This window comes from Gillisia sp. JM1 (assembly GCF_000424645.1).
Classification (GTDB): domain Bacteria; phylum Bacteroidota; class Bacteroidia; order Flavobacteriales; family Flavobacteriaceae; genus Gillisia.
Genome location: NZ_KE384219.1, coordinates 106,172 through 128,160, shown reverse-complemented (window position 1 = coordinate 128,160; position 21,989 = coordinate 106,172). Strand labels below are relative to the sequence as shown.

General features: G+C 33.6%; 23 protein-coding genes. 9 read left to right on the top strand and 14 right to left on the bottom strand.

The annotated features are described in order from the left end of the window. The first annotated feature begins 20 nt into the window (after positions 1–20). Positions 21–1,085 (top strand): hypothetical protein, encoded by a 1,065-nt coding sequence (locus tag H033_RS0114900; protein ID WP_026839023.1) that lies wholly within the window; start codon positions 21–23, stop codon positions 1,083–1,085. Here H033_RS0114900 and H033_RS0114895 read toward each other — a convergent pair. The 6 genes from H033_RS0114895 to H033_RS0114870 all read right to left on the bottom strand — a co-directional run bounded on the left by H033_RS0114895 (position 1,082) and on the right by H033_RS0114870 (position 7,224). After that, positions 1,082–2,140: a nucleoid-associated protein gene (locus H033_RS0114895; RefSeq protein WP_026839022.1), complete on the bottom strand. Its 1,059-nt coding sequence runs from the start codon at positions 2,138–2,140 to the stop codon at positions 1,082–1,084. The two genes, H033_RS0114900 and H033_RS0114895, sit on opposite strands and share 4 nt — an antisense overlap. 185 nt (positions 2,141–2,325) lie before the next feature. Then, complete coding sequence (locus tag H033_RS0114890) at positions 2,326–2,835, bottom strand: IS1096 element passenger TnpR family protein (RefSeq protein ID WP_026839021.1); 510 nt, start codon at positions 2,833–2,835, stop codon at positions 2,326–2,328. Between the two features lie 25 nt (positions 2,836–2,860). Next, the gene (locus tag H033_RS0114885) at positions 2,861–3,886 is read right to left on the bottom strand and encodes a COX15/CtaA family protein (protein ID WP_026839020.1); all 1,026 of its coding nucleotides are present in this window, start codon (positions 3,884–3,886) and stop codon (positions 2,861–2,863) included. Positions 3,887–4,118: 232 nt separating this feature from the next. Further along, entirely contained in the window at positions 4,119–5,549 is a 1,431-nt protein-coding gene (locus H033_RS0114880; RefSeq protein WP_026839019.1) for a CCA tRNA nucleotidyltransferase, read from the bottom strand. 3 nt (positions 5,550–5,552) lie between these two features. Continuing rightward, entirely contained in the window at positions 5,553–6,125 is a 573-nt protein-coding gene (locus tag H033_RS0114875; protein WP_026839018.1) for an L-threonylcarbamoyladenylate synthase, read from the bottom strand. Then, entirely contained in the window at positions 6,115–7,224 is a 1,110-nt protein-coding gene (locus H033_RS0114870; RefSeq protein WP_026839017.1) for a glycosyltransferase family 4 protein, read from the bottom strand. Before H033_RS0114870 ends, H033_RS0114875 begins: the two co-directional genes overlap by 11 nt. A 234-nt stretch (positions 7,225–7,458) precedes the next feature. Between H033_RS0114870 and H033_RS21060 the strand changes: the two genes are divergently transcribed. The 3 genes from H033_RS21060 (at position 7,459) to H033_RS20380 (ending at position 9,641) form a co-directional block, all read left to right on the top strand. Beyond that, positions 7,459–8,559, top strand: coding sequence for a glycosyltransferase family 4 protein (locus tag H033_RS21060; protein ID WP_051227983.1), 1,101 nt, complete (start codon positions 7,459–7,461; stop codon positions 8,557–8,559). Between the two features lie 51 nt (positions 8,560–8,610). Continuing rightward, on the top strand, positions 8,611–9,360 hold the full coding sequence (locus H033_RS0114860; RefSeq protein WP_026839016.1) for a lipopolysaccharide kinase InaA family protein: 750 nt from the start codon (positions 8,611–8,613) through the stop codon (positions 9,358–9,360). A 71-nt stretch (positions 9,361–9,431) separates the two neighbouring features. Continuing rightward, positions 9,432–9,641: a glycosyltransferase gene (locus H033_RS20380; protein ID WP_051227980.1), complete on the top strand. Its 210-nt coding sequence runs from the start codon at positions 9,432–9,434 to the stop codon at positions 9,639–9,641. Here H033_RS20380 and H033_RS0114850 read toward each other — a convergent pair. Beyond that, positions 9,617–10,627, bottom strand: a complete 1,011-nt coding sequence (locus tag H033_RS0114850; protein WP_026839015.1) for a DDE-type integrase/transposase/recombinase — start codon at positions 10,625–10,627, stop codon at positions 9,617–9,619. The genes H033_RS20380 and H033_RS0114850 overlap by 25 nt on opposite strands. Before the next feature lie 102 nt (positions 10,628–10,729). Between H033_RS0114850 and H033_RS20375 the strand changes: the two genes are divergently transcribed. Then, on the top strand, positions 10,730–11,440 hold the full coding sequence (locus H033_RS20375) for a glycosyltransferase (RefSeq protein ID WP_051227976.1): 711 nt from the start codon (positions 10,730–10,732) through the stop codon (positions 11,438–11,440). 44 nt (positions 11,441–11,484) lie between these two features. Here H033_RS20375 and H033_RS0114840 read toward each other — a convergent pair whose 3' ends face one another. The 3 genes from H033_RS0114840 to H033_RS0114830 are packed head-to-tail and all read right to left on the bottom strand — an operon-like array spanning position 11,485 to position 14,424. Next, positions 11,485–12,519, bottom strand: coding sequence for a CDP-glycerol glycerophosphotransferase (locus H033_RS0114840; RefSeq protein WP_026839014.1), 1,035 nt, complete (start codon positions 12,517–12,519; stop codon positions 11,485–11,487). Beyond that, on the bottom strand, positions 12,520–13,578 hold the full coding sequence (locus H033_RS0114835; RefSeq protein ID WP_026839013.1) for a glycosyltransferase family 9 protein: 1,059 nt from the start codon (positions 13,576–13,578) through the stop codon (positions 12,520–12,522). 30 nt (positions 13,579–13,608) lie between these two features. Then, the gene (locus H033_RS0114830) at positions 13,609–14,424 is read right to left on the bottom strand and encodes a 2,3,4,5-tetrahydropyridine-2,6-dicarboxylate N-succinyltransferase (protein WP_026839012.1); all 816 of its coding nucleotides are present in this window, start codon (positions 14,422–14,424) and stop codon (positions 13,609–13,611) included. An 87-nt stretch (positions 14,425–14,511) separates the two neighbouring features. On the opposite strand from H033_RS0114830, the gene ruvX reads away from it, so the two are divergent. From ruvX to mazG, 4 genes are all read left to right on the top strand, one after another. Continuing rightward, a complete protein-coding gene (ruvX, locus tag H033_RS0114825) occupies positions 14,512–14,919 on the top strand; it encodes a Holliday junction resolvase RuvX (RefSeq protein WP_026839011.1) in 408 nt (135 codons plus the stop codon). 35 nt (positions 14,920–14,954) lie between these two features. Continuing rightward, positions 14,955–15,545, top strand: a complete 591-nt coding sequence (def, locus tag H033_RS0114820) for a peptide deformylase (protein ID WP_026839010.1) — start codon at positions 14,955–14,957, stop codon at positions 15,543–15,545. Positions 15,546–15,603: 58 nt separating this feature from the next. Then, positions 15,604–16,053, top strand: a complete 450-nt coding sequence (locus H033_RS0114815) for a DUF5606 domain-containing protein (protein ID WP_026839009.1) — start codon at positions 15,604–15,606, stop codon at positions 16,051–16,053. 124 nt (positions 16,054–16,177) lie between these two features. Next, positions 16,178–16,951 carry a nucleoside triphosphate pyrophosphohydrolase gene (gene mazG / locus H033_RS0114810; protein ID WP_026839008.1) on the top strand — a complete coding sequence of 258 codons (774 nt, stop codon included), beginning with the start codon at positions 16,178–16,180 and terminating at the stop codon, positions 16,949–16,951. A 68-nt stretch (positions 16,952–17,019) separates the two neighbouring features. Here mazG and H033_RS0114805 read toward each other — a convergent pair whose 3' ends face one another. The 4 genes from H033_RS0114805 to H033_RS0114790 all read right to left on the bottom strand — a co-directional run bounded on the left by H033_RS0114805 (position 17,020) and on the right by H033_RS0114790 (position 21,929). Then, positions 17,020–19,146, bottom strand: coding sequence for a DUF349 domain-containing protein (locus H033_RS0114805; protein ID WP_026839007.1), 2,127 nt, complete (start codon positions 19,144–19,146; stop codon positions 17,020–17,022). A gap of 107 nt (positions 19,147–19,253) precedes the next feature. After that, positions 19,254–19,991, bottom strand: coding sequence for a shikimate dehydrogenase family protein (locus tag H033_RS0114800; protein WP_026839006.1), 738 nt, complete (start codon positions 19,989–19,991; stop codon positions 19,254–19,256). Further along, positions 19,988–21,004, bottom strand: coding sequence for a DUF368 domain-containing protein (locus tag H033_RS0114795; protein ID WP_026839005.1), 1,017 nt, complete (start codon positions 21,002–21,004; stop codon positions 19,988–19,990). The genes H033_RS0114800 and H033_RS0114795 overlap by 4 nt, the downstream gene beginning before the upstream one ends. After that, the gene (locus H033_RS0114790) at positions 20,982–21,929 is read right to left on the bottom strand and encodes a DUF368 domain-containing protein (protein WP_026839004.1); all 948 of its coding nucleotides are present in this window, start codon (positions 21,927–21,929) and stop codon (positions 20,982–20,984) included. The genes H033_RS0114795 and H033_RS0114790 overlap by 23 nt, the downstream gene beginning before the upstream one ends. Between the last annotated feature and the right edge of the window lie 60 nt (positions 21,930–21,989).

Sequence of the window (21,989 nt, the reverse complement as noted above, 5' to 3'; positions counted from 1 at the left end):
TTTTTGAAAAAATCCTAAGAATGGAAGAAAAGTTAATGTCCAGGAAAAAACCTTCCTTTCCTGTAAATGAACGCTTACATAAATATTTGGAGAAATATAACAGAGCTACTACAATTCATGTTTTTTATGACGATCTGCTTAGATTTTCTGGATCCATTGTTGTTTACGATCAAAATGATGAAGATACACTTTGGGTGCGTTGCTATTATTCTGATAGCGAGCGTGTAGAAATTGATGAATCTTTAAAGCAAGTTTATACCATTTTGCATTCCGATGGGAGTGACGATTCTTTGCCTTATCTGAATATTGATGCTATAGATTATTGCACTTTTGGAAATTCTAAACCCTTTAGAATTCGGGTAAGAAATACTCTAAATGATAGTTTTACTTATTTTTACGTAAAGATAGCCGATGCTTCCAGGATTTATGGTTTAGAGTTCGAACACATACTCTCTCCCAACAGGATCAATTTTCTGGTATATAAAGAAACCTTAATTGAGGAGCATATTGCTGGAATACCAGGAGATGTTTTTATTCAGGAGAAATTGCCACTATGTAATGATCGCGCCAAAACCCAGATCGCTAAACAATTTGTGAAATTTAATGAACGATGTACCATTCGTTTGTTAGGCGATATGCGCTCTTACAATTATGTAGTGATTCCTACCCACGATTTTGATCATGTGGAATATACTATTCGGGCTATAGATTTCGATCAGCAGTGTTATGAAGGTAATTTAAAAGTGTACCGGCCGCAGTTTTTCAAGGAGAATTTTAAGATGGTTGAGTTGGTAACCGAAAAATTAGAAAGTAGTTCTATTGAACAATATAGAAAAGAAGAGCGCTCCTTACTTGCTAAGCGAATGATCAATGCACAATCCCGTTTTAAGGAATTGGTGAGGTGTATGATCAACGATCATGTTTCTACTCCTAAGAATGTTAAGATGCTTAGAAAAGATCTCTATTTATTTACCAATGACATGAGATTTAAGAGAGCTAAGACTATGGGGCAAATCTTAAGAACTGCATTAGAATTTGTAAAAAGAAATTACGAAAATGTAAATATAAAGAAGAGAAGAGTTTAACTCTTTTCTTCTTTATTAAAATATACCAAGTAATAATACATTTGCTTTTCTTCGTCCCAACCTTTTTCAACGTATTTTTGAGCAGATTCGGGATTGATGAAATCCAGTTTAATCTGAATATTGGTATCTAAATTAATAGTATTCTTAATAGACTTTCTTGCTGAAGTTACCGCTGCATTCGCAATTGGAAACTCAGTAAGATCTTCGATCTTATATTTTGGTGCCTTCTCTTGTTTGTAATTTTTAAATTCTGGAATAAGATCTGGATTATCTATTACAGAACTTAAAAAGTTGTTTTCTTCGAAGGAGTCATTTTTTGCAAAATAATCTACACTTCTGTTCATAAACATTACTTCCTCTTTTTTATCTTCAGCAGGAAGAACTACATCTTTTGCGAAGTTTTGGCAAAACTTAAGATATTTCTTTGTGTAGAAATTTTCATCTGCCAACACATCTACCCCTAAGAAGTTTTCTAACCAATATTTAGTGTCATATCTGTTAGAATCTACAGAAAGGATCTTGTAGCCTTCAGCTCTATTTTTATTGAAGATCAAGGCTCCTTTATCCATTTTTTGAAGATTGATCCCTTGCTGAATTACCATTTCTAACAAAGAACCTTTTTCTTGAAACTGAAGGAAATCATGCTTTAATTCAGATTTGAAGATCCCGATTGCTGAAACCTTTTCGTTGTCCAAAAGCATATTTTCAAAATAAACAACATACACTTCTCCACTTTTAATATGGGGATGGGAAGATTGCTCAAATAACAAGGTTGTTATTTTCTTTGAAACCTCATGTACTGTATCTGGAGCATCAAAAATTTGATTTGTAAAATTATATAAGTCGTTGAATTCTAGATCTGTTTCATGAGTAAACTGGTAATAATTCTCTTCTTTTTCTCTGAAAGATTTCAAAAAATATTCTTTGATCAAAGGAGCAATTTCATCATTCAGTTCAAAAGGAGCACCAGAAAGGAAAATATTTTCGTTTCTACTTTTGTTCCCAACTCTATGAATAGAAAGAGATTCAATTTGCGCATTATATAGATTGATCATAAGTAATATTCAGATATTAATAATGAGAGAAAAGTTTAGTGCTTGGTTTTAAATAATGTATTGAAAATTTAATCCCTCATTGAGGGTTTAATTCTCCGAGGCTTGCCTCGAATTTTTAAAAGTATTTTCCAATTCATACCTCGTGGGCTTGCCCAGAGGTTCTTGATTCAGAAAAGTCCGAAGGCTTAATTCCAAATATCGTCATAAGACAGGTCATCAAAATTATCCAGATCTAAGTCTGAATCATCATCATCGTCATATTCATTCTTATCGGCTACAAATTCTTTGTCTGGTGCATCGGCAGGTATTTGTCCATGGACATACATTAGGTTTGGATAATCACGACCATCTTCAATTTCAGCAATATCTGCCAATTCAATTAGGAAAGTCCACATGCTTAGAAAATCGTAAACATAGATCAGTTTTCTTTGATTCTTGGAAACTACGCTATCTAAAGTGGTTTCATTCATTAACCTAACAGAATCGAGTTCTTCGCCAAGATCGAACTGAGATATTTCTTCACCCTGATTCCATTCATCGTCACTAATATAAAAAGCGGCCATTTCATTTCCATCAAAACCAAAAGCATTCACGATAGAGTTATGAAAATCCTCCAAGGTGTCCTCTTCTAAAATTTCAATATCTCTAAAAACGTCATCTTGTGCATCCAAAATAACTCTAAATCTATAAACCATTATGATAATTTTTGTGGGGGCAAAGTTACAAACTTTTTATGCGAATAGGAGCACGCAAAGCTTCCAATAATATATAAAACTGTACCCCAAATAATAAGGTTGCAATTACTAGATGTAAGGGCTGAGATAAAGCTGGAAAGTCGAAATTATACATTGCGATCCCAGTGATAATTTCTAAACCAATAATAGCTAATACCCAATTTACTTTAGTGAATCCTAATTTTAATTTTTTGTTTTGCCACCAGATAAGGAGGTTCAAAACAAGGACTAAAATTGAAAAAGATCTATGGATGTAGAATATAACCGAAGGTTCGGAAAGCCATTGCTCTGGCATGCTATAACCAATAATTTTTATTTGTTCATCTACAAATTCTCTTACCTGTGTTCCCAGAATTATTTGAATCAATGTCAAAATAACAGCATAAAACGTGAGATTCCTGAAGCTTTTTAGCCCAATTTTAGTTTGAGATTTGGCCTTTGAAATATGAAGCAAATACAAAATGAGCGCAACAATAACGAGAGCCATTACCATGTGTATGGTGATCTTAACAGGGGAAAGGACAGAGTATACTACTGTTGCCCCAAGCCATCCTTGAAAACCCATGAGAAATACAGATAGCCATGAAAACAAGGTGATCTTCTTGTTTTGCCGCCAGTATTTTAAAGATAAAAATGCCACGATCAAAACTGCAAGCCCAGCCAAAGCTCCTAACAACCGATTTATATATTCTATCCAGGTATGCCAAGGATTAAAAATTGCATAATCGTGTTTGGTATATTTAACCCAATTCTGTGGATTATATGAAGATCCGGTAGTGAAATTTGTTTCGGCAGTCATTAAACTTTCATCCACAATGATAACCTGACCTTCTTTGTAAGTTCTATCTGCTTGAAACTGAAGCTCAGTGATCTCAGTTGGAGGAATATAATATCCGAAACATTTTGGCCAATCTGGGCAACCCATCCCAGATCCTGTCATGCGTACAACGGCCCCGGCAACGATTACCAAGTAAACCAGAATCAGCGAGATTTTTATAAATTTTCTATACACTTTATATGAATTAAGCGTTAAATGTTACTTTTGAATTTTATACATAGATGTCAGTCGATAGTTTCATATTCAATATTTATTAGTCTTTCGAACGTCAGATTGAGCATTTCGACTTCGCTCAATACAGGATAAATTCGAAACCTAAATTTTATATCCCAATAGTTCTCGACTGCGCTCGAATTGACAAAAGAACTATTTTAATAGTATTAAACAACTAGTAAGTATCAAAAAATTATCCTACAGATTTTAAACCAAGCTTTTTTCCTTTTTTTAGCATAAAGGCTTTGGCAGCCTCATATTCATTTGGAATTTCCCCTTCTAAAATTGCTTCTTTTATAGCCTCTTTAATAATTCCAATCTCTCTGGATGGCTTTAAATTGAAAAAAGCCATGATCTCTTCTCCAGAAACCGGCGGCTGAAAATTACGAATATGATCCTTCTCTTCAACTTCTTTTATTTTCTCTCGAACCTTTTTAAAATTGTTATGGTATTTTTTGAATCGTTTCGGATTTTTAGTGGTGATATCGGCCTCGCAAAGTGTCATAAGATCTTCAATATCGTTACCAGCATCAAAAACCAATCTTCTTACTGCAGAGTCGGTTACATTTTCATCTGAAATAACAATAGGCCTGGAGCTCATTAAAACGAGTTTCTGCACCAATTTCATCTTATCATTCAATGGCATTTTCATTTGCTTAAAAAGCTTGTAGACCATCTTAGAACCTACAAATTCGTGCCCATGAAAGGTCCATCCAATCTTTTTATGAAATTTCTTGGTTGGCGCTTTTCCTATATCATGTAATAGTGCTGCCCAGCGTAACCAAAGGTCATCAGTGTTTTCTGAAATATTATCTACCACTTCCAGCGTATGCCAAAAGTTGTCTTTATGTTTTTGTCCCTCAATTTCTTCAATTCCTTCCAAAGCAGTTAACTGCGGAAGAATTATAGGCAAGAGACCAGTTTTATGTAACAAGGCGAATCCTATAGATGGTTTTTCTGAAAGAAGAATTTTATTGATCTCGTCTATAATCCGCTCTTTAGAAATGATCTTGATTCGATTCTTGTTCTTAGAAATTGAAGCCAAGGATTTCTGTTCAATTTTAAAATGAAGTTGAGCAGCAAAGCGTATTGCTCTTAACATCCTTAAGGGATCATCAGAATAAGTGATATCTGGATCTAGAGGAGTTTGAAGTAGTTGTTGTTTTAGATCTTCGATGCCATTAAAAGGATCTACTAATTCTCCAAATTTTGTTTCCCCTAAATTGAGCGCCAAGGCGTTTATAGTAAAATCACGTCTTCTCTGGTCATCCTCAAGACTTCCGTCTTCTACAACCGGGTTTCTACTATCTTCTGTATAACTTTCCTTTCTGGCACCCACAAACTCGATCTCCAGATCGAAAGCTCTAAGCATTGCAGTGCCATAGGTTTTAAAAATCTGGATCTTGGGATTATTAGGTAACAACTTGGATACTTCAGTTGCTAATTCAATTCCGCTTCCAATCGCAACGATGTCTATATCTTTTGGTTCTCCACGATCAAGCAGAAAATCTCGTACAAATCCGCCAATTACATAACTTTCCAGATTTAAATTCTCTGCTGCTTGAGAGATGATCTTAAAAATGGGATGTTTTAAAGCTGACTTGTAGTTTGTGTTTTTAGGCATATCTTATTGTCGAATCACTTTAACACTTCCATCTTTACCAATTTTGATAATAGAGGAGGGTTGGTCTGATATTTTTGAATGCTGCAAATTTACTATATAGTCTACACCTTTTAAAATTTCCGGGCTTATTTGAGAGAAAGATTTTGGAGTTGGCTCTCCACTAATATTTGCAGAGGTAGACACCAATGCTTTTCTCAATTTATAGATCAATGGCTCGCAGAATTTATCGGCTACCACTCGAATTGCCAGCGTTTCATCTTCTGCAATTAGATTATTTGCAACTTTTATAGGATCATCGTAGATGATAGTGGTTGGCTTAACCGCATAATCTATTAGATCATATGCTATATTGGGAATTTTATTTACATACTGTTCAAGCATCTTCACAGAGTTAACCAAACAAATCATCGCTTTTTTTTCTTCCCTTTTTTTAAGCTTGTAAACTTTTGCAACTGCCTCCGGGTTTGTTGCATCGCAACCAATTCCCCAAACTGTATCTGTTGGATATAAAATTATCCCACCCTTTTTTAAAACCTCAAGAGTGTTTTCTATTTCCTGTTTTATATTATTTTCCATTGAGAACTAATTTATATTCTTGTAATGTTTTTTTTGCCATCATTTCAGTAGTATACTTTTCATGGACATTTTTATATGAAATAGTTATGAATCTCTCAATCAACTCTGGGTTGTTTAATAGTTCGAGTATCTGATCTGCAAGTACTTTATGATTCCCCGAAGAAGTCAAAAATCCATTTATTCCATGCTCTATGATTTCTGAAATACCTCCAACATCTGTACTTATTACAGGGACTTTGTTTAGAAAAGATTCATAGATAAATTGTGGGATGCCTTCACTTTTAGAAGTAACCAAAGAAATATCAAATTGAGGAATTAGAAAAGATGCATTTGGAATTACATTCGTTAAAGTGATATAATCAGATAGATTTAATCTTTCTATTTTTTCAATAAGAGCAGGGGTTTCTGTGGTATAATTACCAATCTGAATAAAATGAAAGTCTTTAATTCCTTTTTCGTGTACTAAATTATGAGCAACTTTAATAAAAGTATCTAAATCTTTGGGCCAATTATGATTCGCAATATTTCCAATGATCCGTTTATTTGCTTCGATGTTAAATTTATCTTTTAAGTCTATTGTAGTATTAGAATTGTAACCCTCGACATTTGTGCCATGATAGATTGATACTAATAGGTTGGGATCATTCACATTAGTTTCAGTAACGGCTTTTGTAGCTTCAGAAACACAAAGTATTTTTTTTATTTTTCTATAATTGTATTTGTATAATGTTTGTTTTCGAGATCTTATTGGGAATGTGGTTTTTTTACTGAAAATAAATGAGGGCAAATTATATAGATGATCTGCCATAATGCATAAGGTTAAGGCTGTACTATCATGAATATGTATGAGATCAATTTTTTGCTTTTTGCATATCTCAATCAATTTAAAACAGAATCTTAGATCCATTTTAAAATTAATGGCAACGGTTTTATAAGCGATTTTTGAATTTTGAAGCTTTTTATGAAAAAGTCCATTTTTTAAACATAAAATAGTGTTTTGTGTTGAAGGAGATATTTTATGAAGCTCATTGCAAAGGCTCTCTATATGGTTCTCACCACCACCCCAACTTTTCACTGCGGAGATATGAAGGATTTTCATGAATAAAGAGCTAAGAAATACAAAAGATAGGTATTAGATGATTTTAAAAAGACAACACTAATCTATGCATATTTAAGTTCGGAAAAGTTCACTTTTAAAAAATAAATTATTGCGTAAAAATACATAATATAATCATATTGACTGTATTTTTCAATACTCAGGTAACTCGACCTTTCTGTTCTCTTGAGAAGGTAATTAGATCAAAATGTTTAATTTTGGCTTAAAATTAATTGGATGAATATTTTGCACGTTTCTGGAGCCGATGTTTGGGGAGGTAATGAACAACAATTACTATCTTTGATTATTGGTCTCCAAAATTTTGAGGTTAATCAAAGTCTTTTTTGTTTTAATAATTCACCATTAATTGAAAAGCTTGAGCAAACAGATATAGCGATATTATCTATTCCTAAGAGCAGTCATTTATCCAAAAATTATATAAAATTTTTAAAAGAGATAGTTTCAACGCAAAAAATAGACTTAATTCATCTTCACACCAGTGCCAGTTTGACGGGGTATGTTGTAACAGATATTTTTCACAATCTAGGTGTAAAAGTGATTTTTTCAAAAAAAGCTGTAAGTAGTAAAATAAGTTTTTTGAGCAAGATTAAATATAATTATAAAGGAGTTGATAGTATCGTTTGTGTTTCTGAATACGTGAAAGAACATTTTAAAGCTGTCCTCAATTCAAAGAATTATCATAAACTTACCGTTATTTGTGATGGGGTAACGGAAAATGTATATAAAAGTTCTGTTGAAACAGACTTGAGGGAGTCATTAGGTCTTGAGCCTTCTACTTTTATAATTGGTAATATTGCTAATCATACAAAAGCAAAAAATTTGAGCTTATTAGTAGAAACGCTCAATTACCTTGTGAACGATTTAAACATTAAAGACCTTCACTTAGTCCAAATCGGATATTTTACAAAAAGGACAGAATCTTTAAGAGAAAAAGTAAAAGAATACAATTTAGAGGCCTATATTTCATTTCTAGGATTCTCTGAAAACACACACACGCTTCACCCTCAATTTAATGTTTTTTTAATGACTTCTGAAAGGGAGGGAGGTCCTACGGTTATTTTAGAATCCTTTAAACACAAGATTCCTGTTGTAACCACTAGAGTAGGGATAGTTGATGACTGTGTTTCTAATGGTGAACATGCTTATGTAGCTGAAGTTGGAGATTTTAAAGATTTAGGTGAAAGTATTTCTAAATTAAAAGATGATAGGTGTATTGGGGAACAAATGGTTAAGTGTGCTTATAATTTATTTCTAAATAATTTTACAGAAAAAAAGTTTGTACAAAAGACCTATGAGCATTATAGCAAGATTTTATAGTAATAGTATATTTAGTTTAATTGTTGTTGTAAATGTATAAGACTCAGTTTTATGAAAATTAAATTAGCGCCGCTTTTCGAGAATCAAAAGAGGAAAATCTTATCTTATTTAGAAAATTTTGATCATTTGGGAACATTGATAGGGAAAGGTGCTAGAAATAAAATAAAACTTTTTGATCTTGACGGAATGGTCATTAATATTAAATCCTTTAAAATCCCAAATGCAATTAATATGTTAGTTTATAGGTTTTTAAGAAAATCTAAAGCAGAGAGATCTTTTGATTATGCCCAAACTTTAATATCTAAAAATATTGGTACACCGCTTCCTATCGCTTATGCTGAAAATAACTCATCTGTCCTTTTTAATGAGAGTTATTATATAAGTGAACATTTGGAATACGACCTAACTTACAGGGAGCTAGTTACTAATCCAGAATTTGAGGATCATGAGCAGATATTGCGTGCCTTTACCCGGTTCACCTATAAACTTCATGAAAATCAAATAGAATTTTTAGACCACTCTCCTGGAAACACGCTTATTCAGATTAAAGAGAATTCTTATGATTTCTTTCTTGTAGATTTGAATAGGATGAATTTTAAACAAATGAATTTTGATGATCGCATGAAAAACTTTTCCCGTTTAACTCCAAAAAAGGAAATGGTGGAAGTTATGGCAAACGAATATTCGAAATTTATTGAAAAGGATAGTAGCGAAGTATTTGATAAAATGTGGTTCTATACCAATAAATTTCAGGAGAACCATCTCAGAAAAAAAAGGTTGAAGAAAAAATTCAAATTATAATGTTATGCACGAGAGCTTAGTTTCTGAGAGGTCTTAAAAGAAAACAAAAATCTATTTTATAAATAAAAGTTATGTTCCAACATTATATTCTTACCCGCTTTAACTTGAGGGCTGAAGACTGGACTACCACAAAAAATAATGAAAAAGTGCTTACAGAAGAATGGTTAGAAGAGCGTTTTGACCTTTTTGAAAACTATTGCTTTAGTTCTGTAAGGAATCAAACCAATCAAAACTTTAAATGGTTAGTTGTCGAGTTTCACAAGGTTGTTGATGTAAGTTGATTAAGATCAGATTGTAAACTTAGGATTTTATTTTTAAATTCATTGGGTGTTGTTTTAAATAATTCAGGTTCTATTTTGTACCATTTTTCAACTGCTTGAAAAGGAGTTTTCACATTAAGTTCTTTTCTCAAAGAACCATGCCTCCTGTACAAATTATAGTAGCACAGGAACTCCATCATATCCTTCCCCATCTGCTGTTTGTTTTGATATTTTATTTTTAGGATGGTATTGTTTTTAATCGTTCCGTTGGCTCTTTCCACCATACCGTTCGTTTTTGGTGTTGCTGGTTTTGTAAGCCTATGTTCAATGTTGTTCTTCATGCATTTCACATCCATTTTAGAAGGCTTGTCACAAAGTTTTCCTTTTTTGGACATAATAAGCCTGTTGGTGAATTCAAGTCCATTGTCGGTTAAGATATGACTGATATGGACCGGAAAGAAATCCAGGTATTTGTCCATGAAATCTTCTGTGCTCTCAGCCTTTTTGTTTTCATAGACCTCATAGAACATAGTCCTGGTGGCCCTATCTATTGCCACAAATAAATAATATGACTGCCCTTCGAATTTGGGCAAATAGGTTACATCTATATGTAGGTACCCTGGTTTGTAGGCTTTGAATTTTTTGGCAATATCCCTCTTTTCCTGAGGTACTTTATTGATGTTTTCCTTCACAAAACAACGGTAGACAGAACTTCTTGAAATTGCCGGGTTACCCTCCAACAAAGATTCCCAGACCTCATCAATGGGTAGCCACGTGGAACTCCTCAAACTTATGGCAAGCGCTTTTTCCAAATCGGTCAAAGCATATATAATGTTATGGGGCGCACAGGAAACATCTTGGACGAAATCCCTGTTTTTCCATTTTGAAATAGTTTGTTTGGAAACGTTGAACCTTGATGCCAATTCGGAATTTGTAGCAGAATTGGTTTGAATTTGGGTACGAATATTTATATTCGTAGTGGCATTGAAATGATAGATTTGTTGCATAATTATTTTTATTTGTGGTAAAACAAAAATAATCAACTTTTTTATCTGACCCTTTCGGGGTTTTCTTTTTCGGCTACGCCTTCAAAGAAAACCCCGAAAGGGATGAAATGCCATCAACATTGTAGTGAAACTTTACAGTTAGTCTTTTTTGATACTAATACACCGGAGGTTTACAAGCAAAAAGTGGAAGAATATAGAAAGTCTTACGAGAATTTTTTACCCTTTTTTATTGATGGGATGACTAACTTTTTGCCGGAAATCGTTAAGAATATAAAAGAATTCGATTCCGAAGAATACATTATTACCTCTCGTTTAGATAATGACGATTGTATCCACGAAAATTACACAGAGGTTATCCAAAGTTATTTTGAAAAACAGGATCATCACGCACTCGATATAATTGATGGCTATACTTTGGAAACAGGAAAAAACACCAGTTTAGGTGTTCTAATGAAATTGAATAATCCTTTTATTAGTCTTATAGAAAAGAAGGATGATTTTAAGACAGTTTGGTTTAGAGAACGTCATGGTTCCTGGAAGTATGAGAAAAACATGACCAAAATTAAAAATCAGAGACTTTGGTTAAGTGTTATTCACTCCAAAAATAAGGTGAACAGATTTTCTGGTTACGGTAATGTAAACCCTATAAAACTTTATGAATTCCATATTTCAAAGGAAAGAACTGCAGAGATTATTGAAAGTTTAATCAGCTTTAATTCGTGGAGATTTTTGAGCTTTAAAAATAGATTGAAGTTTACTTCTAAGCGACACTATAAAGATCTTAAAACTTTTATTGGTGTCTACAAAAAATAGCTATCTAAACTAGTAGCCAATTTCAGCAGCTGAATTATCTTAATTTATAATTTGAAATAATTTAGCTGTTTTCTCACTTTGAATTTCCTAATCAAATTAAGAGGTTTTTTTTTCAGATTAGATCTATCGCTATTTAAAAACTCAATACATGTATTTATTACTCGTTGGCTGGATTTCCCATCGGAATAAGGATGTGTAACATCAATATAATTCTGAATTGCTACCATTACAGGTCGCGGTCTGCTTAAAGCTTTGGTAATGGCATCTTCAATTTTAGAAACTTCAGCAATATCAATAAAATGTTCACCGGGTTTATTGTTTTTAAAAGTCACTACTGGTTTCTGCTGAAGAATAAATTCTGTAATAGCCGAGGTTGTGTCAGAAAACATTATATCTGCCTTTTTAAAGAGGGGTACTATATCTGTGGTATCGTAATAGGTTAGATTTTCATTCTGCATATCTTTGAAAATTTCAATCTTATCCTTAGCCAATTTTGGATGCAAAACAACCTTGAATTCCCACTTTCCTATTTTAGATAATCGTTCAATTTCATTTACTACCTCTTCGTCATATGTTAAACTATATTTAGGAGAGAAGGTAGAGGAGATCAATATTACTGGTTTTTCGGTAGAATTCCTCTGTATAGGGAACAATGGGTCTACTTTAGACCATCCTGTTTCTATCACTTCAAAATGCTTGTGTTGTTTCTGTAATTCTTTGAAAGGTCCTGTGGTAGAAGGTCCTTGGGTACAATAAAGATCAAAGAATCCTCTAATTCTGAAATGGCCTTTTTTAAAACTATGTTTATTCGCTAAAAACCCGTGAAAAACCTGCACTTTTATTCCTGGTATAAAATCTGCCAAACTATCGGTAATTGTTAATACAATATCCGGTTTATAAGAAATCACATCTTCTATAGAATCTAGCAGATCTCCTTGTTCCGGAAAATATGCTTTGGTATATTCTTGATCTGAAAACCACTTCACTTCATATCCTTGCCCCAAAATTTCTTTTTGAAGTGGACCACCTATAGGCAATGCGTAAGTATGACTTATATAAATTAAAAAACGATAATTCATTTACTGATAAGGGGTTATGAAATTTAATAGTTTCTTTTCAAAATAGGAAGGCTGAAATAGATTATACAATTCTTTTGATTTCTGTTTCACTTCTTTAGCGGAGTACTTATCAAACAACTCTGGGTGATAATCTTTTATGTGAACAGAAATATTTGTTGTACCATTTTCATACATACTCCAGTTTTCTTTAGGAACTCCTGGTGAGAATATCGCAAAGGTAGGAACATTTAAGGCCTTGGCCATATTTACAGCACCGCCCTCATTTCCTATTAAGGCATCACAATGAGAGGTTAGTGCCAGAAATTCTCTGAGATCGTGTCCAAAGCTCTTTAAAAAAATCGATTTTTGAGTGTGAGCATTACACAGCTCATAAACTTTTAATGCATCTTCTTTTTGTTTTGGAATATAATTGAAAAGGAATTGTGCATCTGTTTTTGCTGCTATTAGATCTAAAATTTCAGCTAAATACTTAAAAGGGAATGTTTTAGAATCGGTGCTTCCCAATACAGAGATCATCAATAATAATTTACCATCAACAATTCCTGCTGAAGCTAAGCTTTCCTTGGCATTTGATCTTTCCTTTTCCGTTAAGTAAATCTTGGGCTTAATTTCCTTAGGAATGTTTTTTAGAATAGGTTCTAACATCCTTAAGCGCTTTTCTATCGCTGGTCCTGCGTTGGTTTGTGATGTGATATTTCTACTGAAATGATGGGTATGAAAGGGCTTTGTGTACCACTTTTTAAAAGAAACTCGAATACTTGCTCTGGAATATTTAGAGGTGATTGCAGATCCCAACTTAGCGTAAACATCTATCACAGCATCATATTTCTCCTTTTTCACCTCTTTCAGAAAAGAGGTGAATTGAATCGCTTTTTTGGTGTTTTCATCAAAATGAAGGATCTTATCTATAAACGGATTATGCTCCAGCACGGGTGTAGTATGGGCATAAACCAGATAATGTAATTCTGCATTGGGATATTCATTTCTAAGTGCTTCAAAGAGTATAGAAGATGTTAAGACATCTCCTATCATTTTCTGTTGAATCACTAATATTTTCATTGGGGAATTTTTTGAGGAAAACCTCTTTATTTAAACAGCTACATTATATTCTCTCAAAGCATCATTTAAAGACGTCTTTTTATTAGTGCTCTCTTTTCTTTTTCCGATGATTAATGCACATGGAACCTGAAATTCACCTGCAGGAAATTTCTTGGTATAGCTTCCCGGGATCACTACAGATCTGGAAGGAATATATCCTTTAATTTCTTTAGGTTCTGTTCCTGTAACATCTATGATCTTAGTGGAACCTGTAAGTACTACATTTGCTCCTAGAACAGCTTCTTTTTCTACTCTTATTCCTTCTACCACGATACAACGCGAACCAATAAAAGCATTGTCTTCAATAATCACCGGGGCTGCTTGTAGAGGTTCAAGAACTCCTCCAATTCCAACTCCACCGCTTAAATGAACAAACTTACCAATCTGAGCACAACTACCAACAGTTGCCCAAGTATCTACCATAGTTCCTTCATCTACATAAGCACCAATATTTACATAACTCGGCATTAAGATCACTCCACTAGAAATATAGGCACCATGTCTCGCAACCGCATTTGGTACTACACGAATTCCTTTTTCTTTATATCCTCTCTTAAGGGGCATTTTATCATGATATTCAAAAATCCCTGCTTCTAAAGTTTCCATTTTTTGAATAGGGAAGTAAAGCACAACCGCTTTTTTAACCCATTCATTAACCTGCCAACCCTTAGCTGTAGGCTCAGCGACTCTTAATTCTCCTTCATCCAAAAGATTGATCACTTTCCTAATGGCATTTATCGTGGATTCTTCTTTTAATAGCTCCCTGTTTTCCCAGGCTTCTGATATTTGAGTTTCTAATGATTGCATGGTATATAGTTTTTAGCAAATATAACTGCTTCACACCAATTTTTGGATGCATAGGGATATAAACCTTACCTTTGCTTAAAATTTACTATGGCAAGAATTTTAGCCTTGGATTATGGTACAAAACGTACGGGCATTGCAGTTTCTGATGAAATGAAAATTATAGCTTCAGGTCTCACTACTGTTGATACTAGAGAGTTAATGAAGTTTTTGGAATCTTATTTTCTTTCAGAAAATGTAGAATTAGTTCTTATAGGGGAACCTAAGCAAATGGATAATTCTGCTTCGCAAAGTGAAGTTGCAATTTTAGAATTTATCAAAAAGTTTACGCTGAAGTTTCCAGTGATGCAATTAAAAAGAGTGGACGAACGCTTTACATCAAAAATGGCAGTTAAAACCATGATAGATAGCGGACTAAAAAAGAAAAAACGACAAAATAAGGCCTTAGTAGACGAAATAAGCGCAACCATAATTTTACAGTCTTATTTATATTCTTAAAAATTCAATATCAAACTTTCAATATTTATTTTAAAATGATTTTACCCATTATAGCCTACGGAGATCCTGTGTTAAGGAAGAAGGGAATTGAGATCTCAGAAGATTATCCAAAATTAAAAGAATTTATTGCAAACATGTGGGAAACCATGTATGAGGCCGCCGGAGTTGGTTTAGCAGCACCGCAAGTAAATAAAGCTATTCGATTGTTTATAATAGATGCTTCACCATTTGCAGATGACGAAAATATTAGTGAAGAAGAAAATGCACAACTCGCAGAAATGAAAATGGTTTTTATCAATCCAAAGATCATTGCTGAAGAAGGGGAAGAGTGGGCATTCAATGAGGGTTGCTTAAGCATCCCAGATGTTAGGGAAGATGTTTTTAGAAAACCTAACATTACAATCGAATATTTGGATGAGAATTTTAAATCTTATACAAAGACATTCGAAGGAATAGGAGCAAGGGTAATTCAGCATGAATATGATCATATTGAAGGAATCTTGTTTACAGATAAACTATCCAGTCTAAAAAAACGTTTAATTAAAGGAAAATTGACAAATATCTCAAAAGGAAAAGTACATGCTGATTATAGAATGCATTTTCCACTTATGAAAAAAGGACGTTAATCCTTTTGATATTAAGAGCAGAGATGTGATATTTGTCAGCCAAAATTTATAACACAATATGGGTTTAGAAAAAATTTTATCAATTTCCGGAAAACCGGGATTATATGAGTTATCAGCACAGACTAGAGGTGGTTTTATCGCTAAATCTATTATAGATCAGAAAAAGATCGCAGTGAATGTGCGGCATAACGTAAGCTTATTAAGTGAGATCGCTATTTATACATATACTGAAGAAGTTCCTTTAGGCACTATTTTTCAGAAAATGTTTGAAAAGGAAGATGGAAAAGAAGCAATAAGCGCAAAAGCTTCAAAGAAAGAATTAGAAGCTTATTTTTCTGAAGTCTTACCAGATTACGATTCAGATAGAGTATATCAAAGCGATATTAAAAAAGTGATCCAATGGTATAATTTATTGATCAGTAATGGATTTAACGATTTTTCTGTAGAGGAGAAAGATAAAGATAAAGCAACTTCAGAAGAAAAAACTACTTCTGGCGAGGAGGAATAAATTACAGATTTAATCTTATAAAAAAGCAGCTTTAAATATTTTAAAGCTGCTTTTTTATGCTATTTATTGAAATATTTCTCTTCAGAAATAAATTCACAATTGTATTTTTACAAAAAGCATCATTATGAATACAAGACAAGATCAATTAAAAGCTATAGACAGACTTTTAACTATAATGGATGAGCTCCGGGCAGAATGTCCTTGGGATAAAAAACAAACTATGAAGTCTCTGCGGCATCTTACCATAGAGGAAGTATACGAGTTGGGCGATGCCATATTGGACAATGATTCTGAGGAAATAAAGAAAGAACTGGGCGATATTCTTTTGCATATTGTGTTTTATGCAAAGATTGGAAGCGAGAAAAGTGAGTTTGATATTGCTGACGTTACAAATAGTATCTGTGACAAGCTTATTGAACGGCATCCACATATTTATGGAGATGTAAAAGTAGCAAGTGAAGAAGAGGTAAAACAGAATTGGGAAAAACTAAAACTAAAAGAGGGTAAAAAAAGTGTTTTAGAAGGAGTTCCTGTTTCCTTGCCTTCCCTAGTAAAGGCAAGTAGAATTCAAGAGAAAGTAGCCGGTGTAGGATTCGATTGGGAAGAACCCCAACAGGTCTTTGAAAAACTAAAGGAAGAACTAGAGGAACTACAGTACGAGGTGGATGTAGCCGATAAAGATAAAATGGAGGCCGAATTTGGTGATGTGCTATTCTCTATGATCAATTATGCCAGATTCCTCAATATAAACCCGGAAAATGCTTTAGAACGTACTAATAAAAAGTTTATAAAACGTTTTCAGTATCTTGAAGGCAAAGCACATGAAAGAAATACGCCATTACGCGATATGAGTTTGGCAGAAATGGATGTTTTTTGGGAAGAAGCTAAGTCCCTTTAAAAATAGGCTTAAAAACAAAAAGGCGAAGTTTTGAAACTTCGCCTTTTTAATTATAAAATAATTTTCTGTTAATATAAAGACTTCACTTTTTGTAATTTCTCTTTCCAGATAATTAATTGCTCTTTATGCTCTGCGATATTCTTGTGAACTGCCTGGACTAGAGGATTATCGTTATCTACATTAGAAAAGAATTGTAAGTTGTTCTCTAACTGACGGATCTCTGCCTTTGTTTCTTCCACTTTTTTGCTCAAGAAATAATGCTCATTTCGCAATTTTTTCTCGTCATCGGAATCATTGATAGCCTGAATTTTGTTTTCATATTTCATCATCTCAGCCTTGGTATGATCTACATCCAATTTAGAGAATAATTGATCCAGGACTTTATTGAATTTCCCTTCAATAAAACGTTTATTATAAGGTACTTTTCCAATATTCTTCCATTCTTCTATAGCCGCTTTTATCTTAGGGAGATCTTTTTTCTTATCACCCTCAAATTCCATAGATTTTAAAGAATCTAACAACTCTTTTTTCTGATCGAATGCTTTAGATTCTTCCTCATTTTCTTCATTACTTGATTTATGAAGTTTGTCGAAAAAATGATTACAAGCAGCTTTAAACTGTTTCCAAACCTTATCACTATCCTTCCTAGGCACATGTCCAACCTTTTTCCAGTCGGTTTGTATCTTTTTCATCAAAGGCATAGTCGCCTTAAGATCTTCGTTATCCTTATTATCTTCTGCAATCTGAATTAGCTCTTTTTTCTTATTGAGATTTTCATATTGCTCCTTTTTCAAGGATTTATAATAGGCATTCTTATTACGATTAAATTGTCTTACTACTTGTTTAAAAGCACTCCAAGTGGCTTCATTCTTTTCTCTTGGAACTTTACCAGCATCAAAAAAGGATTGTCTTAAAACTTCTATCTCCTTTATTTTTTGTTGCCATTGGCTGTGAGAACTAAAATTGGTTTCTGCAATGGTCTTTAACTTTTCTATGATCTCTTGTTTTACCTCAAGATTTTTTTCAAATGACTTTTCTAGATCATCATAATAAGACTGCCTTAGATCATGAATCTTACGTGTAGCTTCACTAAAACGATCCCAAATATCATCTCTAAATTCTTTTGCAACAGGACCAAGTTCTTCCTTCCACATTTTGTGCAGCATTTGTAATTCCCTTAACGCACGATTGGTATCGGTTTCAAGAGTTAACTCTTCTGCACGGTCTATGATCTTTAATTTTTGTTCTAGATTATGTTTAAAATCCATATCTCTAAAATCCCTGTTGAGATGAAGGAAATCATAAAAATTCTCAACGTGGTGATGGTAAGTGTTCCAGACCGTATTGTATTTATCTCTTGGAACAGCACCCGCAGTACGCCATTTGTCCTGTAATTCCTTGAAATGTTTATAGGTTGTGTTTATATTTTCTTCTACTCCCAAAAGACCTTTCAGCTCCTCTATGATCTCTAACCTAAGATTTAGATTCTTATTAAGATCTTGTTTTAGCTGCTGATAATACTTGTTTCTTTTTTCTTTATAATCAAAATATATAGAATTGAACTCCTTTTTAACTGGTGTAGAATAATGGAAATCTATAATATTTCCACCATCGGCTAGAAATTCTTCTTTTTTCTCTTCTAATTCTTCATCGAACTTAGCATTGAACTCTGCTTTAATTTCTTCAACATGCTCCTTGATTGCCTGAATTTTCTGAGACTTTATAAGTTGCTCCAGTTCTGCTACTAAGGCCTCTTTTGTCATTGCATGAAAATCCTTCTTCTCAATTCCATGACGTTCTGTATTTGTTTCATCCTCGCTATCTTCGGCTACAGAATCTTCAAATTCAGATTGAACACTTTTCTTTTCTGTTGATACCGGAGTTTCTTCTTCTTCATCTTCCAGATCTTGATCTTTGCTAAGTTCGTGTTCTTTTTCTTTAGTTTCAGAGGACTTGCCAAGAGTTTCACTTTCATCTACCATTGCGTTCTCCAATTCGTACTTTTCCTTTTCTGAAGTAGTTTGTTCGGATTTGTCAGAATCTAAAAATGAATTTTCTTTGGATTCATCTTCTTTACTCTCCTTATTTTTATCTGAAGTAGTTTCTTCTCTAGCGGAAGTAATTATTTCAGAAGTGTTTTTATCTTCTTTAGGGAAGTCGTCATTCTTCATTTTTTCATTTTCTTGCTGAGACATATTTTTCAATGTTAAGGTTCGTCAAAATATTAATTGCTGAAAGATAACAACTCCGTAAAAACCTAACAAGGTTTTATATCATTTTATAGCTTGAGAGAATAGACGTGTTAAAATTTTTGATTCCATATTTTCCAAGCTTTTTCTGCCTGAGACTCTAACATAGCTAGTCCGTTTGTAACTTCCGCGTTTTGATTTAACGCAAGTTTCATCAAATTTGTATGTGAGGGATTATAAATTAAATCAAAAACTAAGTGTTTTGGAGTAAGGAATTGTGTTGGGATAGGTGGGTACTGCTCAATATTAGGAAAAGTTCCCAGCGGTGTACAGTTAATAATCAGCGTATATTCCTCTAAAATTGCTGGAGTTAATTCTGAATAAATAAAATTGTGAGAAGATTTATTTCTGGAAACATAGGTTGTCAAAACACCTAATTTTTTAAGTGCATAAGAAACTGCCTTAGAAGCACCTCCAGTTCCTAAGATCAATGCTTTGGTATGATGTGGTTTTAAATACGGTTTAAGAGCTTCAGAAAAACCAAAAAAATCGGTATTGTAGCCAATTAATGTTCCATCGGGCTTAATTTTAATTGTATTTACAGCTCCAATCTCTTTTGCAGTAGCGTCTATTTCATCTAAAAAAGGAATGATAGCCTCTTTGTATGGGATAGTGACATTGAAACCATTAATATCGGGATTGTCTCTAAGAAGCTTTGGGAATTCGGTTATCTCTGAGAGATCAAAGTTTTTATAAATTGCCTCGATCTTTTCAGAAGAAAATTTCTGATTAAAATATGTTTTGGAAAATGAATAATCTATATTCTTTCCAATGAGTCCAAAAATTTTCATACTGCTTTGTTTCTATTTTCATACCAACCCAAACCTAAGACGATAAAAACACCAATTATAATGAAAAAGATCGCAAGCCAGGTTTCTGAACTAGTAAATATTGGAAAATATCTGTCATAATTATCAAGTACTTTATTTCCATGAATATCTAGCCTGAAGTTGCCTTCAGCATTTAGCTTATAGACCTTTTCTTTCCAAGGCCAAACTACCCCTAAAGAGCCAGTGATAAACCCGATGATAACTGCATAGGTTTCTTTTTTATAACGTTTAAGAACGAAGCCTAATAGATGGGATAGCGAGACGAGTCCTGCTAAAGATCCTAAAGAAAAGACCACAAGTACCTGCAGTAAACGTATTCTTTGCGAATTATCTACAAAGGAGAAATCCATAAGTAATATATCTCCTATGGTATCATATAAGGCATTTACAGAATTTACCAGCAGTAACACGTAATTACCTAGAAGGATTAGAATAAAAGAGCCGGAGAGTCCTGGGAGTGTCATTCCCGAAACGCCAATTATTCCGCAAATAAAAACAAACCAAAGATTATCATTTTCTCTGGCAGGCTCCAAAAAACTGATTGCGATCCCTGCAACAACACCCATCATCATAAAGGTAATACTTCGTCTAGACCAGTTTTTGAATTCTTTACTTATGTAGTAAATGGATCCTATGATCATCCCAAAAAAGGAAGCCCAAACATAGAGCTCAAAATGAACAATTAAAAAGTCTAGCAACTGGGAAACACTAAAATAGCTTATCACCATTCCTAGTATTAGAAGACCTAGAAATTTCCCGTTTACGTAATGATAGAGACTTCTAAATCTGCCATTTATTAGCAGTTTAAAAGCTTTAAAATTGATTTTTTGAAGGGAATATATAAATTCTTCGTAAAAGCCGGCAACAAATGCTACAACTCCGCCAGAAACTCCGGGAACCTTATTTGCGGCTCCCATAGCTAAACCTTTAAGTACTAGAAATACTTTGTCACTAAAGGTCCTGGTTTGTTGCATTTTGAGCGATTGGTTTTTGGTTGGCTACGCGCTCTAAGATAAGAATTAAAGTAAATCCTGCAAGAATTAATGCAATAGCAGCAATTATATGTGATTCGCCTTGAAAATTAGTGGGCCATACGGACATATCCCTAATAACGATTGTTTTTTCACCTATTTGTTCAGATTCTAGAACTTCTTTCCAAGGCCATATTTTATTTAAGGAGCCAGCTATAAATCCTGTTAAAACAGCTAAAGTAATACTACTATAATGATCGAAAAGCCATTTTAAAACACGAGAAAAGGATAGAAGTCCTACGATAGCGCCTAAGGCAACTACACCAAGGGTTTTAAGCTCGAAATCGTGGGCAGCTTCTGTTATCGTTTTATAAGATCCTAAAAGCACCAATATAAAAGCTCCAGAGATACCTGGTAAAATCATAGCACAAACAGCAATGGAACCAGCCAAGAATAAAAACCAAAGACTAGTATTTGACCCCATAGGAGGTAAGGTTACAATGTAAACTGCAATTGCGGCACCTATTATTAAGGCTAGAACAATTTTAAAATTCCATTTAGGGATTTGTTTAGCTACATACCAGATACTTGCTAGAATAAGTCCGAAGAAAAAGGACCAGATCATAATTGGATGCGCTTCCAATAAATAATTGGTCAAACGCATTACGGTGAATATACTGATCAAAATTCCAGAGAGAAGAGCAACTATAAAAGAACCATTGGCTTCTTTCCACATCGCAACAATACCTTGCTCTTTCCAAGTTTTAATAAGGCCTAAATTAATACCACTAATGGTAGTAATTAGTTCCTGATAAAGGCCTGTAATAAATGCAATAGTTCCTCCAGACACTCCTGGCACAACATCTGCAGCACCCATTGCCATTCCTTTAAGAGTAATTGTAAGGTAATCTTTTAAGCTTCTTTGCATTTTTATATAATCAAGATCCTCGGGGCAAGCCCGTAAAAATATTCCCGATAGTTCGAGAAG